Genomic DNA, 13,821 nt, shown 5'->3' with positions numbered 1-13,821 from the left:
CGTCGACGACTCCCCGTCGACCTTCGCAACTCGCCGTCGAGTTGCGATCGTTGCGGACGCTAAGGATCGCAACTCGCCGTCGAGTTGCGAGGGGTAACGACACCGGCCCCCAGTCCTGCTGCTGTAGACCGGAATCCGACACGACGTTCCCGCCCCGCGCTGTCGTGCGCCGTGAAACCCTCAAGGCCATCCTGATGGCGACCCTCGCAGTGCGTTGGACGCACTGCGAGGGTCGCCATGTCGTGGCCTTGAGGGAAGACCACTTCCAGATCAGTGGCCTGCGGCGAGTGCCAGTGCGGGGACCAGGGTGTCGGCCTTGGGTGAGCCGAGCCCTGAAGCCGGGTCCCAGCCCTTCGCGGCAGGGAAGCCCGTGACGGTCACGTCGCCGTGGTAGGTGTTGTCGCCCGTGGTGACGTCGTGTAGCAGCAACCCGGACAGCGGGCTGCGGCCCAGTGCATAGAGCGCGTTGTTGAGGTAGCCGACCCGGTGGTGGCCCAGTTGGTCGGCCAACGCGGTGAGGCCCGCCCACTGCGGGGAGCCGGCGCTGGTGCCGCCGAACCGGAACACGAGGTTCGTGCCCTGCCCGGAGCTGCTCCAGACGGCGAGCACGCCGCCGATGATCGCCGCGTTGTAGGCGATATCCGGCACGCCTCGGCCGGACAGGCCCAAGCCGTGCTGGAAGGCCGGGGTGGGAAACACGGTGCTGATGCCACCGCCGCCTGCCGCGGCGAAGGCGGGCTCGTTCCAGGTCGTTTCGCTGTGGTAGGCACCGGTGATGCCGTCGGCGTCCAGGATGGTGCCGCCGACGCCGGTGACGAGCGGGTCGGACGCCGGGGTGCTGGCAGCCTTGAAGAACGAGGTGTTGTCACAGGTCGGCTGCGCCGCGCCCTGATCGCCCGAGGACGCGAACACGGTCATGCCCTTGGCCTGCGCCTTCTGGAATAGCTTGTGCGTGTTCTTCAGGATCGCCGGGTCCATGCACTGCTCGGCCTCGCCGAAGCTCTGCGACAGGACGTCGCCGAGATTGTGGTCGACGACGTAGCGCTGTGCCGAGTAGATGTCAGGGTCGTTACTGCTCTTGGCCAGTACCAGCTTGATCTTCGCCCCGGGCGCGATCGCATGCGCGTATTCGACGTCGAGTGTGATCTCGCCCGCCCAGCCGGTCTGGATCGGGTCGGCCTGGTCGAACGGGGTCAGCCCGTCCGGCGCGACGATGTCCAGCTGCGGGGCGGGAAGGCCGAACAGCGTGTCGAAGGTGGCCAGGTCCCCCTGGATGGTCGGGCTCTGGAACGCGTCCACGATGACGATCGTGCGGCCGGTGCCGTCCAGCCCGAACTTGGCCAGCTTGTCCACCCCGTAGGCGGCGCGGACCTGCGCCGGGCCGTAACACCCGGCCGGAGTGGTCGTCTGGCAACTGAACGTGGTCGCGGCCGGTCTTACCGCGACCTGCGCCACGCGGTCGTACTGCGGATGCGCCCCGAGCGCCGGGGTCATCGACCCGGCCACGGCCGACGCGGCGGAGCCCGTGACGGCCGCCGCCGCGAGGGTGAGAACGGAAAGTGCCGCCGGTAGGCGGCGCGACTGTGCGCGCACGAGTCCTCCTGAATGCTCTGGCCCCCCAGTGAAGTGCAGTCGGCTGAGCCTCACACCCGGTCGCCGCCAGAACTAGCGGCGTTCGAGTGAAACCTCGGCCGCCGGCTGCTCCCGTCGGCGAACACCGTCCATCGAAAAGCGCGATACCACCATCGATCGCAGCCCGTTGTCGGGAGCGTCGGCCCGCCATAACGTCGAGGTACGCCACCGCGGCAGCCAGCGAAAACGTCAGGGGACGGGCTATGGGAAAGTACGTGATTCAGCCCCACACCAGGCTTCAGGAGTGGGTAGCGGAGGAGCACGGCTACTTCGCCGAAGAAGGCCTCGACTACGAGTTCCAGGCCAACGGACTGTCCAGTGGTGCCCACGCCACCTCAGCTGTGCAGTCCGCGGACAGCGTCCCGGTCGAGGTGCGCAAGGGTGCCTTCGAGGACATGTCCGACTCCCGCAGCTGCGACGTGTCGGCTGCCTGTCACTGGGCGGTGAACGCAGTGGCCGCCGCTGGCTCGGGCAAGATGTGGGGCAGCGCTTACTCCGTCACTCCCGCGGGCATCTTCGTCGCGCCTGAGTCGGATCTGCGTCGTCCGGAGGACCTCGCCGGAGTGGACGTCGCTGTTGGTTACCACTCGGGTAGCCATTATGCGACGATCCAGGCCTTGGAGCCGTTCGTCCGTTTCGAGGACATCAAGCTGTCGTTCCAGGGCCTGCCCAACGACCGGGTTCGGCGTCTGCTCCGGGGCGAGGTGCAGGCCGCGACGGTGTTCGGCGGTCAGTACTACGTCATGGAGCAGCTGGGCTACCGCAAGCTCGCTGATGCGACGTTCGCGGTCGGCTTCCTGGTCGCCGGCACGGCCGACCACGAGGAGACGAAGAAGTACTTCCGTGCCTTGGAGAAGGCGCAGCGCGACATCGACCTGCAGCCGGAGAAGTACCTGAAGTACTGGTCTCGTGAGCTGCCTCAGGACATCGCCGAGCGGGTCGACGTGCGGCGCTTCGGCCCCGGCGAGCGGATCGTCTTCGAGCCTTACACCAAAGAGATGTACGACATCACCCAGCGGTGGATGAACGCGCATGGACTTCTCGACCTCGACGTCGACAAGGAGTCCCCGTTCAACGACGTCGTCCTCGTGTGAGCAGCACGGCCGCATGCGTGACCAGGAGATAGAGGCAGGAGTACAGGTATGCCGAAGGCAACGCTCGACGGGTGTACCCGCGCCTGGACGCCGTCTTGACGGCGAGGGGCCTGTGATGGACGCCGATTGGCTGCCGTTCCACCCGGACCCGAGTTTGCCGGAGTTCACCCTCCCGCCGGGTTCGGTCGACGCGCATTGTCACGTGTTCGGCCCCGAATCGGAGTTCGGGTTCGCGGCCGAACGCAAGTACACCCCTTGTGACGCAGGCAAGGACGAACTGTTCAAGCTGCGCGACTTCCTCGGTTTCGAGCGGAACGTCATCGTGCAGGCCACCTGTCACGGCGCTGACAACAGCGCGATGGCCGACGCGTTGCGGGCCTCCGGTGACCGCGCTCGTGGGGTGGCCACCGTCCGGCCTGACGTCACCGACGACGAACTCGCGGAGTTGCACGAGGCGGGGGTGCGCGGGGTCCGGTTCAACTTCGTGAAGCGCCTGGTCGATCCGAAACCTGACGCCTACTACCGCGGCATCGCCGAGCGGATCGCGCGGCTGGGCTGGCACGTGGTCGTCTACTTCGAAGCCGCCGACCTCGCCGAGCGCTGGGACTTCTTCACCTCACTTCCGACGGTCGTCGTGGTCGACCACATGGGACGGCCCGACGTCACCGCACCCGTGGACGGGCCCGAGTTCGAGCGCTTCCTGACCCTGATGCGGGACCACCGGCAATTCTACGCGAAGGTCACCTGTCCGGATCGGCTGTCGGTCGCCGGCCCGCCGGACTACGACGACGTGGTCCCGTTCGCGAAGACCCTCGTCGAGTCCTTTCCGGACAGAGTGCTGTGGGGCACAGACTGGCCGCACCCGAATCTGAAGAGCCACGTGCCCGACGACGGCCGGCTCGTCGACTTCGTCCCGCGCATCGCGGTGACAGAACAGCTCCGTCAGTACCTGTTGGTGGACAATCCGGCCCGCCTTTATTGGAGTGATTACGCGTGAATCCCAGCGACGACGACTTCGACGACATTCCCGGCACGACAGTGTTCACCGGACGGCAGAGCCGGAAAGGCTTCCAGCTCAACCAGTTCTGCATGAGCCTGCTCAAACCGGATAACCGTGCCCGGTTCAAGACTGAAGAGAGTGCCTACCTCGATGAGTGGCTGTTGACTTCGGCACAGCGGCAAGCCGTCGTAGATCGGGACTGGAACGCGGCGATCGCCGAGGGCGGCAATATCTACTTCCTCGCGAAGATCTTCGCCACTGACGGGACGAGTTTCCCGGCCGCCGTGAGCACGATGGTCGGCATGACCACCGAGGACTACGTCGCGATGATGGTCGCCGGGGGACGTTCCCCGGAGGGGCAGCGCTCCGTCAGGGAAGGTCGCTAGACATGGCAAGGATCACCGCGGGAATCACCACCAGCCACGTTCCGGCGATCGGCGCCGCGCTCGATCACGGGAAATCCGGTGACGAGTATTGGAGCCCGGTGTTCGCCGGCTACGACTGGACGAAGAAGTGGATCGCGGAGAAGAAGCCGGATGTGGTCGTACTGGTCTTCAATGACCACGCGACGTCGTTCTCACTCGAGATGATCCCGACCTTCGCCATCGGCTGCGCGGATTCTTTCAGCCCCGCTGACGAAGGATTCGGGCCACGACCGGTACCCGTGGTCGAAGGGCACGCAGATCTTGCTTGGCATATCGCGGAGTCGCTGATCCTCGACGAGTTCGATATCACGATCATGAACAAGTTCGATGTGGACCACGGGTTGACCGTGCCGATGTCCCTGATGTTCGGACAGACCGAAAAGTGGCCGGTGAAGGTCATTCCGGTCGCGGTCAACGTGGTGCAGTATCCACCTCCTACCGGCAACCGGTGCTACGCGCTGGGGGAGGCGATCCGCCGCGCGGTGCTGGCTTACGACGAGGACCTCGACGTGCAGGTGTGGGGGACCGGTGGCATGAGCCATCAGCTGCAGGGGCCGCGAGCGGGGTTGATCAACAAGGGGTTCGACACCGCGTTCCTGGACAAGCTGACCGCCGATCCCGAGGCGCTGCGGAAGCTGCCGCACCTCGAGTACCTGCGCGAAGCAGGCTCGGAGGGGATCGAGATGGTGATGTGGCTGATCATGCGCGGAGCCCTCGGCGAGGCTGTCAAAGAGCTTTACCGGTTCTACCACGTGCCGGCGTCGAACACCGCGGTCGGCCATCTCGTCCTGGAACCGACCTCCTGATGGTTGTCCGACCCTTGCGGGTGGCGCTGGCCGGCGGCGGGGCTTTCGGCCTCAAGCATCTGGACGCACTCGCCGAGATCGACGACGTCGTCGTCACTTCCGTCGTGAGCCGACGTCTTGACCAGGCACGGGACGTCGCAGCGAAATACGACGTCGCCCACGCGTCGGCGGATCTTGACGAAGTGCTGGCGCGCGACGACGTCGATGCCGTCATCCTGGCCACGCCGACGCAGTTGCACGCGGAACAAGCTGTCGCCGCGATGCGGGCGGGCAAGCACGTGCAGGTGGAGATCCCGCTCGCGGACAACCTGGCCGACGCCGAGCGGATCGTCGCTGTCGCGCGAGAGACCGGGCTGGTGTGCATGGTCGGGCACACCCGGCGCTTCAATCCGTCGCATCGGTGGATACACCGGAAAGTCGAGGCCGACGAGCTCGCGCTGCAGCAGCTGACCGTGCAGACGTACTTCATGCGCCGCAGCAACCTGAACGCACGCAACGAACCGCGGACCTGGACGGACAACCTGCTGTGGCATCACGCCGCGCATACCGTCGACTTGTTCCGCTATCAAACCGGAGAAGAGATCGTCGAGGCGCATGCGCTACAGGGACCTGTGCGGCCGGACCTCGGCATTGCGATGGACCTGTCGATCCAGCTGCGCGCGGCGGGCGGGGCGATCTGCACGCTGTCGCTGAGTTTCAACAATGACGGTCCATTCGGGACAGATTTCCGGTACATCTGTGACAACGGCACCTACCTTGCCCGCTACGACGATCTCTTCACGGGGCACGGTGAGCAGATCGACCTGTCCGGCGTCGGAGCGTCGAGCAACGGCATCGAGGTCCAGGACCGTGAGTTCGTCGACGCTATCCGCCAGGGCCGCGAACCCGAATCCAGCGCCGCGGCCGTGTTGCCGTGCTACCGGATCCTCGCCGATCTGGAGCGCCGGGGCAGCAAATCGGCTAGTTGCAGTACTTCGACGCCGGGCGTCGCGCCGATGCCGGCACGGTAGGGCAGCGTGACGATCTGGCCTTGTCTGTTTTTGCCCATTCGTTGTCCGCAACATGCCAGTGAGTTGCCCGATGGCGCCATATTATCGGTTTAGGCAGACCGAAAATGTCAAGACCTTGGTGTGTCGTGGCAGCCGGCGCACGCAGGAAAGGACAGTTTCGAATGAACGAACATCGGCAACCGGCAGATTCCGCGCTGGTTCCCCTGAACGCGCTCGTCCTCGGCGGCGGTGGGCCGGTGGGGGTCGCGTGGACGTCGACGCTGCTGCACGGTCTCGAATCCGCGGGGTTGCCGCTGTCCGAGTCCGGCGTGGTGCTGGGGACTTCCGCCGGCTCGGTGGCGGGCGCCTGGCTGACGATGGATCCGGCCGGTCTTCCGGCTTTGCCCGGGCTGATGCAGAAGCGGGCCGCGTGGCATGCCAAGAACGCCGCGGCCGGTCACGGTGACCCGGCGCTGCTGCGCCGGTTGGCCGACGGCGGGCCGCACGGTCCGGATCGGGCGGTGAAGATCGGCCAGGCCGCGATCGCCGCGATAACGCCGATTTCGGCGGCTGAGGCGGACCAGCTGTGGAAGGAGGCCTTGCCCGAGGGGGCGTGGCCGCGTCAGCTCAGAGCCGTCTCGGTCAACGCCAACACCGGTGTCGCGCACGGGTGGTCGGCGGCGGACGCCATTCCGCTGGGGGTGGCGGTGTCGTGTTCGACCGCGGCGCCCGGAGCCGCGCCGCCGGTCACCGTGGCCGGGTCGGTCTGGGTCGACGGTGGTGTGCGCTCCAACACGAACGCCGATTTGCTGCTCGATCCGGAAGGGGATGCCTTCCCCGCCGATTCGTTGCCGGGCCGAGTGCTCATCCTGGCTCCGATGCCTTCCGCCGTGATCGCCCGCGAAGAGGCCGTTCTCGCCGAGCGCGGTCATCACGTGCGGGTGATCGTCTCGGTGCCGTTCTACGAAAAGCCCCAGGACATGCTCGACCCGGCCGTCATCGACATCGCGGCTGCCGCCGGCGAGAGCCAGGCTGACGACATCGCGGAAGACCTCGTGAAGTGGTGGAACCGGTGAGCTGACTCGCGACCTGCCGGACAACAGGAGACTTACCGAAATCACACCCCGTTCACCAGAGACTTGTGTGTGATTGCAGAGCTCTTCGCGGGCGATTCGATGACCGTTGTCCACGACCCCGCGGAAGGAGTTCGTCCGTGAACTTGGACCTGTTCCGCCTGCTGGTCTTCGTCCGCGTCGTGGACCGCAGTGGCTATTCGGCCGCGGCCCGGAGTCTGAACCTCACCCAGCCGACTGTTTCGCACCACGTCAGCGAGCTGGAACGGTCGTGCGGGGCCGAGCTGCTGCAGTACAAGGACCGGGCTGTGCACGTAACGGCGGCCGGTCACGAGGTGTACCGGGCGGCCCTGGCCATGCTCGCCGAGCAGGACCAGCTGACGGCGGCGCTGGCCGATCTGAAGGAGGGCCGCCGTGGCCGGGTCCGGCTCGGCGCGAGCATGGCGTTCGAGCAGCAGTACTTCTTCCAGCAGGTGATCGCGCCGTTCTGCCGTGACCACGAGGGCACTCTGCTGTCCCTGCGGTTCGGCCACAGCCGCCGGGAAGCGCAGGCGGTGCTGGACCGGGAGATCGACCTCGCCTACGTAATCCGCTGGCACCTGCCGGCGGAGGCCTCGTTCGAACCGCTGCACGAAATCGAACTGGCCTTCGTCGTAGCCCGGAACCACCCACTGGCGACCGGCGCAGACGTGACTCTGGAGGACATCGGCACGGCCGGTCTCATCACCGCGCCGCTGACCGGGGCAGAGAGCGGCTTCTACCAGGAGACGCTGCGGGCAGCCGGGCTGACCGGAGATCACTCGGTACTCGAGATCGACGGTCAGCAAGCGCGTTTTCTCGCCGCGTCCGCCGGCCTCGGCGTTCTGGCCACTTTCGTGCCGGACCTCGGCAGGGCGACCGCGCTGGGCTCCCTTGTGGCGCTTCGCGTGGCCGGTCCGCCGACGCGGGTGGAGGTCGGGCTGGTTCGCCGCACCGGGGAACGTCCGGCGGGCAGTGTCGAAGCGCTCGCGTCGTGGCTGCGGAGGCCGCGGGCCTGCTGAGAAGGCGGCCTAGAGTGATTCGGTATGACGGCCGGTGTGCTCACCGATCCCGAGCTGACGCGCAGCGCGCAGGCGGGGAACGTCGAAGCGCTCGGACTTCTGCTCGCGCGGCACCAGGCGGGCATGCGGGCGGTGGCGTTGAGCGTCCTGGGGCACCGGCCGGAGGTGGACGACGTCCTGCAGGACGCGGCTCTGGTCGCGCTGCGGCGGATCGGCGACGTACGGGACCCGGACGCGGTCGGCGCGTGGCTGCGGATGGTCGTGCGCAACGCCTCCCGGATGCGCCTTCGGGCCCCGCACGACGTGCGGTTCGGCGAACTGTGGGCCCCGCCGTCGGAGGAGCCGACTCCCGAGCAAGTGGTGGATGAGCACGCGCTGCGCGACTGGATCTGGCACGCGATGGACGAGTTGTCCCCGCAGTTGCGGCTGGCCGTCCTGTTACGTCATTTCAGCGGTGTGACGTCCTACGAGCAGATCGCCGCCGCTTGCGACGTGCCGGTCGGGACGGTCCGGAGCCGGCTCAGCCAGGCGCGAGCGAAGATGGCCCAGGGGCTGCTGTCGACGTCCGCGCTGGCGCATGACGACGCCGACGCGTTGAACGCCGCCCGCCGCCACGAAGGCGTCGAGACCCTGCTGGCCGCCGAGCGCGGTGAGTTCGCCAAGGTGGTGGCCGAACGGTGGTCACCGGAGGTCCGGCTGCTGGGTGGACAAGGCCAGCTGGGCGGGCGGGAACTCGTGCTCGGCGGCATGGACAGCGACCTGGCGGCCGGCGTCCGCCAGCGCCTGGTGCACTCGGTCGCCAGCCGGGACCTCACCATCTGGGAGATGGACCTGATTGGCCCCGCTGACGACCCGGACCACTGCCCGCCGTCGGTGGTCTGGCTGCTGTCGCTGGCCGGCGGACGCATCGAGCGAGTGCGGCTCTTCCACCCTTCGTGACCTGTGGTGACGATCACTGGTCGGGGTTCGAACTTTCCCCTCGGCTCCGCATCTTGTCGGTGTCCATCCCACCGATCACAGAGCGGATTACCCCCATGAGCACCAGTTTGACCCAGGGCACCCACACCATCGAACTCGATGGCGTCGCCCAGCGTTACCACGTCGCCGGTTCCGGTCCGGTGTGCCTGGCCCACCCCGGCGGACCGGGCTTCACCTGGGAGTACCTGCGGATGCCCGCGCTGGAGGAGCGGCTGACCATGGTCTACGTCGAGCCGCTCGGCACCGGCGGTTCGGGCCGGCTCGCGGCGCACCCCGACGGCTACTCGCGGGCTCGGTACGCGCAGGCCCTCGACGGCTTGATCGAGCACCTGGGCGTCCCGAAGGTCCACCTCCTCGGCCATTCGCACGGCGGCTTCGTCACGCAGTACTACGCGCTCAACCACGACGACCGGCTTGCCGGGATCGTCCTGTATGACAGCGCGCCGGCCACGGGTGGCGAGCACTTCGAGGAAGCACTCCGCAACCTGGGCACCTTCACCGCGAAGAACGCCGGTAACCCGAAGCTTCAGGACGTCCTCGACGCCTGGGCGATGGTTCCCACGATCGCTGACGACGAAACCTTCACGTCGGTGAGCCGTCGGCTCTTCCCGGCCTTCTTCGCCGACTACTGGAGCCGCGAGTCGGAGTTCGCTCCCGCGCTGGCTTCGGTCAACGGGTCGTTCGTCTCCGGCCTGGACGAGCACGGAGCCCCGGACCTGATCGACGACCGGGAGGCGCTCGCGTCACTCAAGACCCCGGCGCTGGTGGTCGTCGGCAGGCACGACTTCATCTGCGGCCCGCACTGGGCAGCCGAGCTCGCCGACCTGATTCCCGACTCCACGCAGGTCGTCCTCGAGCGCAGTGGCCACTTCGGACACCTCGAGCAGCCGGCCGAGTTCACCCGCGCGGTCGCCGATTTCGTCACGTCCACCGCGGATCAGGCACGATAGAGGAACCCGAGCGGAAAGGAGTCCGCGTGTGCGCGTACGTCCTCGTGGTCGATGACGACCCCGAGCAGGCCGAGCTGGTCCACCGGTACCTGCTGACCGAGGACCATTCGGTGCGCGTCGTCCGCGACGGCCGCTCCGCGATCGACGAGGTGCGCTACACACGTCCTGACCTGGTCATCCTGGATATTACGATGCCCACTGTGGACGGTCTGGACCTGTGTGGCGTGCTGCGCCGGGACTTCGACGTGCCGGTGCTGGTGATCAGCGGCGAGGCGAACGGGTCCGAACCGGCCGCCGATGACCACCTGACCAAGCCGTACGACCAGCCCGAGCTGCTGGCCCGGGTGCGCGCACTGCTGCGCCGTCCGCCGCCGGTGACCGGGCGCGTCACCCCGCCGCTGCGGATCGGGCACCTGGCACTCGACCCGCTCAGCCACGAGGTCTGGGTCGGCGACCGGCAGATCGAGTGCACGCCGGCCGAGTTCCGCATCCTGGCGACGCTGGTGGCCGCCCCGGACCGGGTGTTCAGCCGGGCACAGCTGCTCGAACAAGCCTACGGGATGGACGGGCCCATCACCGCACGGACCATCGACGCGCACGTGGTGAACCTGCGCCGCAAGATCGAGGCCGATCCGCGCCGGCCCGCCTACCTGCGCACCGTTCACGGTGCCGGCTACAAGGTCACCGACGGCGGCACCGCCGAGGCAGTGTGATCGCCAGGCGTGGCCCTCACCGCAACTCGACGGCGAGTTGCGGTCTCTTAGAAACTAAGAGACCCTGCAAAAGCGCCAAAGTAGGACGTCGGTGACTCAGGCCGCGTGGTGGCGGCTGGCTGGGCGCCGCCAGGGCCGGGTGCGCCGGGCTTCCTCCGGGTCGGCGCCTCCGTCCAGGTCGGCGGCATCGGCGAACTCGTCGTAGTCGGTGTCCGCGGTGCTGCGGACGGCCGGGCTTGAGCCGTAGCCGTCGCGATTTTGGCGGTGTACCAAGAAAAGAAGGGCGAGTCCCAGTACGACGAGGACGTGCGACAGGATCCGGCCGGCGCTGACCTCGCCGCCGATCAGGTCGCCGGCGGACAGGACCGTCAGGACGACTACGAAGCCGCTCAGCAGCGGCAGTTGACCTCCGGCCGCGCGCGGCCGGAGCGCGGCCCACAGTAGCCCGGCGCCGACGGCGAAGTTCCAGGCGGTGCTCTCGTGGCCGAGGTGGTCCAGCATCGACCCCCCGTCCTGCATACCGCCCATTCCGGTGGCCACCCCGAGGAACTGAGCGACGGCGAGGGTCAGCTGCGCGAACGCCACGATGCCGAGCGCGATCCGCGCGGGCCAGTTCGTGGCGCTCGGGGCAGGCGCACGTTCGAGGATCAGCTCGGTGAGATCGGGGACGACCGGAGCCGCGCGGACGGCGATGAACTGCCGCATCGCCCGCGCGTCGGTGTACCAGGACCGGCACGCGGCGCACGTCGTCAAGTGCTTGTCGACGACGTCATCGAAGACGGGACCCTGCTCGCCGTCGAGCCTGGCGGACAGCGCTTCCCGGAATGTCTCGCATCTCACGATGTAGTAGTCGCGTTTCGGCCGCGGAAGTTCCCGGATGACGATGCAATACTGTCTCGCACTATGCCAGGCAAGTACCCGCACGATGAGGACGACCGGTTCACCGCGCTGGCCATCGCCGCGGGCAAGGGCGACCGCCGTGCACTGGCCGAGTGGGTGCGCGGTACGCAGGCCGACGTGTGGCGGTTCGTCGCGCACCTGACCGACGCCGCCCGCGCCGACGACCTCACGCAGGAGACCTACCTGCGGGCTTTCACCAGCCTGCGGAAGTTCGCCGGCCGGTCCTCGTCGCGGACATGGTTGCTGTCCATCGCGCGCCGGGTCGTCGTCGACCAGATCCGCGCAGCCTCCGCGCGGCCGCGTATTTCCGGGCGCACCGATTGGGAACCTGTTGCCGAGCAGCGCAACGACACGGTCACGCGTAACCAGGCCAGGTTCGAAGACCTCGTCGAACTCAAGCTCATGCTCGACGGGATCGCGCCGGAACGTCGTGAAGCCCTTGTCCTCACTCAGGTTCTCGGGCTGTCCTACGCCGAAGCCGCCGAAGTGTGCGGTTGTCCCGTAGGCACTGTGCGGTCGCGGATAGCGCGGGCCCGCGAAGACCTGCTCGAGGCCACCCGAGCGCGCGACAACGACGCTCTCTGACGTCTTTTCGCGTGCCGCTGCCACCGCTCGCCGTGAGCGGGCTGCTGACCCCGCTCATCGCGGGCTAATTTCCGTCACCAGGAACTTTTCGCGGAGGACGGCCGAACTCTGATACGCAACGACCGGTTTGGGAAGGAATGAGACGTGGGTTCGAACATCGAGAACCGGCTGCGCCGCAAGGCCGAGGTGGAGCGCGTCGCGGCGCAGGCACGCGAGACGAGGAAGAAGCGCATCGTGGTGGCCGGCGTCATCGTGGTGGTGGCGTTGCTCGTCATCGGCGGCGCCTTCTGGATCACCTCGTCGAGCGATGAGACGAAGGGCCAGGCCATCGCGCCCGCCCCGAGCTCGCTGGACGCCGGTGTCGTCGAGACTCGCGACGGCGTCGTCGTCACGTCGGCAAGCCTGGTGCCAAGGCGAGTATCGATCGCTACGCAGACTTCCTCTGCCCGATCTGCGGGGAGCTGCAGAAGACCTTCGGCGCACAGATCGAGCACAAGATCAACGCCGGTCAACTCGCCGTGCGCTACCACATGGTCCCGCTGCTCAACACCCGGTCGAACCCGGTCGGCTACTCGCTCGATTCCGCGAACGCCGCGCTCGCCGCCGCCAACCAGGTGACCGCGGCGCAGTGACGGGTTGACGATTTTTGTCGGTGGTCCCGGTTAGCTTGCATAGCAATGCTGGTTCGCACGGAACAGGGAGCCGAGGACAGTCATGGGCGCATCGGGGTGGGACTTCTACGTGCCGTACCAGGAAGACCTGGCAACGGCGTTAGAACAGTTGAGGCAGCGCGTTTTCGCCGAAGGGCGCAGGAGGCAGGCACGCATTCGATCTTCGACATGTTCGCTCTCGTCCGTGCCGATGACAGGCCGGAATCGGTAGGGTGCAACCGGTATCGGCGGCCGAAGCCAGTCAGGTCGCCGGCACCGACGTCCTGACCCGGGAGCATGTACGAGCGCTGGGCGACGGCCGACCGCACGAGATCTACTTCTGGGGCTTCTCGGGCGACTGAACCGATGGCTTCGGGGATGGTCATCGAACTGGATCCGCCGCGCGGGGTTGGCTTAGTGCGCATCGGGTCCTCGCGAGCGGAGGCATGGCGCACGCTCGGGAACTACGGCGTAGTCAAGCATTTTTCCCGCGCTGGGAAGGAATCTTCGCTGGTCGTGCGCGGCCAGGACAATGAGGTGACCATCTTCGCCTACTTCGACAGCGGCGATCGGGTCGAGGCGATCGAGGTCGCTCGTCCTGCCGCCGCCGTCAAGGTTGTGTACGCGGGAGTGGACCTGTTCGGCACTTGCGCTGACGAAGTCGTTCGCACGCTCAGCATGTCGGCAACGGTCGTCGAGAGTGAGGGCGGCAGTACGTACCGGGTCAAGGCGCTGTTGCTGGCACTCTGGCGTGCCACCGTTCCCGAATCCGACGACGATCCGGATGGCCGGTACTTCGAAAGCGTCCTGGTTTCCGCTCCCGCATACTTCGAAGCCTGACGTTGGGATTTGTTGGTGCGTAAGGGTTTTGTTCCGCGAGATGCTACCCGTGTGAGTGATGCTGTTCGAACGAGTGTGCGGTTACGCTTGCTGTGTGGACGTGGAACAGATGCCGGCGTGGACACTCACCGAAGGGGAGCTGTCCG

The 13,821-nt window shown here is 67.2% G+C and carries 17 protein-coding genes; 14 read left to right on the top strand and 3 right to left on the bottom strand.

Going from position 1 to position 13,821, the window contains the following annotated elements; translation table 11 throughout:
* Positions 1-270: 270 nt before the first annotated feature.
* A complete protein-coding gene (locus JWQ81_RS04240) occupies positions 271-1,593 on the bottom strand; it encodes a S53 family peptidase (RefSeq protein ID WP_297537676.1) in 1,323 nt (440 codons plus the stop codon).
* Between the two features lie 242 nt (positions 1,594-1,835).
* Here JWQ81_RS04240 and JWQ81_RS04235 point away from each other — a divergent pair, with 242 nt between their 5' ends.
* From JWQ81_RS04235 to JWQ81_RS04190, 10 genes are all read left to right on the top strand, one after another.
* Positions 1,836-2,726, top strand: coding sequence for a hypothetical protein (locus JWQ81_RS04235; RefSeq protein ID WP_297537674.1), 891 nt, complete (start codon positions 1,836-1,838; stop codon positions 2,724-2,726).
* 115 nt (positions 2,727-2,841) lie between these two features.
* On the top strand, positions 2,842-3,723 hold the full coding sequence (locus tag JWQ81_RS04230) for an amidohydrolase family protein (protein ID WP_297537672.1): 882 nt from the start codon (positions 2,842-2,844) through the stop codon (positions 3,721-3,723).
* Positions 3,720-4,112, top strand: coding sequence for a protocatechuate 4,5-dioxygenase subunit alpha (gene ligA / locus JWQ81_RS04225; protein WP_297537670.1), 393 nt, complete (start codon positions 3,720-3,722; stop codon positions 4,110-4,112). Before JWQ81_RS04230 ends, ligA begins: the two co-directional genes overlap by 4 nt.
* A 2-nt stretch (positions 4,113-4,114) precedes the next feature.
* On the top strand, positions 4,115-4,957 hold the full coding sequence (locus tag JWQ81_RS04220) for a class III extradiol dioxygenase subunit beta (protein WP_297537668.1): 843 nt from the start codon (positions 4,115-4,117) through the stop codon (positions 4,955-4,957).
* Positions 4,958-4,977: 20 nt separating this feature from the next.
* Positions 4,978-5,967 carry a Gfo/Idh/MocA family oxidoreductase gene (locus JWQ81_RS04215; RefSeq protein WP_297537666.1) on the top strand — a complete coding sequence of 330 codons (990 nt, stop codon included), beginning with the start codon at positions 4,978-4,980 and terminating at the stop codon, positions 5,965-5,967.
* A gap of 161 nt (positions 5,968-6,128) precedes the next feature.
* Positions 6,129-7,022, top strand: coding sequence for a patatin-like phospholipase family protein (locus tag JWQ81_RS04210; protein WP_297537664.1), 894 nt, complete (start codon positions 6,129-6,131; stop codon positions 7,020-7,022).
* 137 nt (positions 7,023-7,159) lie between these two features.
* Entirely contained in the window at positions 7,160-8,059 is a 900-nt protein-coding gene (locus JWQ81_RS04205) for a LysR family transcriptional regulator (protein WP_297537662.1), read from the top strand.
* A gap of 24 nt (positions 8,060-8,083) precedes the next feature.
* The gene (locus JWQ81_RS04200; RefSeq protein ID WP_297537660.1) at positions 8,084-8,998 is read left to right on the top strand and encodes a sigma-70 family RNA polymerase sigma factor; all 915 of its coding nucleotides are present in this window, start codon (positions 8,084-8,086) and stop codon (positions 8,996-8,998) included.
* 95 nt (positions 8,999-9,093) lie between these two features.
* A complete protein-coding gene (locus tag JWQ81_RS04195) occupies positions 9,094-9,987 on the top strand; it encodes an alpha/beta hydrolase (protein WP_297537658.1) in 894 nt (297 codons plus the stop codon).
* A 26-nt stretch (positions 9,988-10,013) separates the two neighbouring features.
* Positions 10,014-10,700: a response regulator transcription factor gene (locus JWQ81_RS04190; protein WP_297537656.1), complete on the top strand. Its 687-nt coding sequence runs from the start codon at positions 10,014-10,016 to the stop codon at positions 10,698-10,700.
* Positions 10,701-10,796: 96 nt separating this feature from the next.
* On the opposite strand, the gene JWQ81_RS04185 is transcribed toward JWQ81_RS04190, so the two are convergent.
* Entirely contained in the window at positions 10,797-11,540 is a 744-nt protein-coding gene (locus JWQ81_RS04185) for a zf-HC2 domain-containing protein (protein WP_297537654.1), read from the bottom strand.
* A 63-nt stretch (positions 11,541-11,603) separates the two neighbouring features.
* Here JWQ81_RS04185 and JWQ81_RS04180 point away from each other — a divergent pair, with 63 nt between their 5' ends.
* On the top strand, positions 11,604-12,185 hold the full coding sequence (locus JWQ81_RS04180) for a sigma-70 family RNA polymerase sigma factor (protein ID WP_297537652.1): 582 nt from the start codon (positions 11,604-11,606) through the stop codon (positions 12,183-12,185).
* A 74-nt stretch (positions 12,186-12,259) separates the two neighbouring features.
* Here JWQ81_RS04180 and JWQ81_RS04175 read toward each other — a convergent pair whose 3' ends face one another.
* Positions 12,260-12,697: a hypothetical protein gene (locus JWQ81_RS04175; protein WP_297537651.1), complete on the bottom strand. Its 438-nt coding sequence runs from the start codon at positions 12,695-12,697 to the stop codon at positions 12,260-12,262.
* Between JWQ81_RS04175 and JWQ81_RS04170 the strand changes: the two genes are divergently transcribed.
* The 3 genes from JWQ81_RS04170 to JWQ81_RS04160 all read left to right on the top strand — a co-directional run bounded on the left by JWQ81_RS04170 (position 12,605) and on the right by JWQ81_RS04160 (position 13,675).
* A complete protein-coding gene (locus JWQ81_RS04170) occupies positions 12,605-12,817 on the top strand; it encodes a DsbA family protein (protein WP_297537712.1) in 213 nt (70 codons plus the stop codon). The genes JWQ81_RS04175 and JWQ81_RS04170 overlap by 93 nt on opposite strands.
* Positions 12,818-13,068: 251 nt before the next feature.
* Positions 13,069-13,197, top strand: a complete 129-nt coding sequence (locus JWQ81_RS04165) for a hypothetical protein (RefSeq protein ID WP_297537649.1) — start codon at positions 13,069-13,071, stop codon at positions 13,195-13,197.
* 4 nt (positions 13,198-13,201) lie between these two features.
* Positions 13,202-13,675: a hypothetical protein gene (locus JWQ81_RS04160; RefSeq protein ID WP_297537647.1), complete on the top strand. Its 474-nt coding sequence runs from the start codon at positions 13,202-13,204 to the stop codon at positions 13,673-13,675.
* Positions 13,676-13,821 lie beyond the last annotated feature (146 nt).

The sequence above is a fragment of the Amycolatopsis sp. genome (assembly GCF_025464955.1).
In the GTDB taxonomy this organism is placed as follows: domain Bacteria; phylum Actinomycetota; class Actinomycetes; order Mycobacteriales; family Pseudonocardiaceae; genus Amycolatopsis.
Note: the sequence above shows the minus strand (reverse complement) of the source record. Positions and strands in the feature narration are given on the sequence as shown.

Coding starts and splice junctions, on each gene's coding strand:
- JWQ81_RS04180 (WP_297537652.1), top strand. CDS start 11,604: ATGCCAGGCAAGTACCCGCACGATGAGGACGACCGGTTCACCGCGCTG.
- JWQ81_RS04220 (WP_297537668.1), top strand. CDS start 4,115: ATGGCAAGGATCACCGCGGGAATCACCACCAGCCACGTTCCGGCGATC.
- JWQ81_RS04230 (WP_297537672.1), top strand. CDS start 2,842: ATGGACGCCGATTGGCTGCCGTTCCACCCGGACCCGAGTTTGCCGGAG.
- JWQ81_RS04200 (WP_297537660.1), top strand. CDS start 8,084: ATGACGGCCGGTGTGCTCACCGATCCCGAGCTGACGCGCAGCGCGCAG.
- JWQ81_RS04160 (WP_297537647.1), top strand. CDS start 13,202: ATGGCTTCGGGGATGGTCATCGAACTGGATCCGCCGCGCGGGGTTGGC.
- JWQ81_RS04235 (WP_297537674.1), top strand. CDS start 1,836: ATGGGAAAGTACGTGATTCAGCCCCACACCAGGCTTCAGGAGTGGGTA.
- JWQ81_RS04210 (WP_297537664.1), top strand. CDS start 6,129: ATGAACGAACATCGGCAACCGGCAGATTCCGCGCTGGTTCCCCTGAAC.
- JWQ81_RS04195 (WP_297537658.1), top strand. CDS start 9,094: ATGAGCACCAGTTTGACCCAGGGCACCCACACCATCGAACTCGATGGC.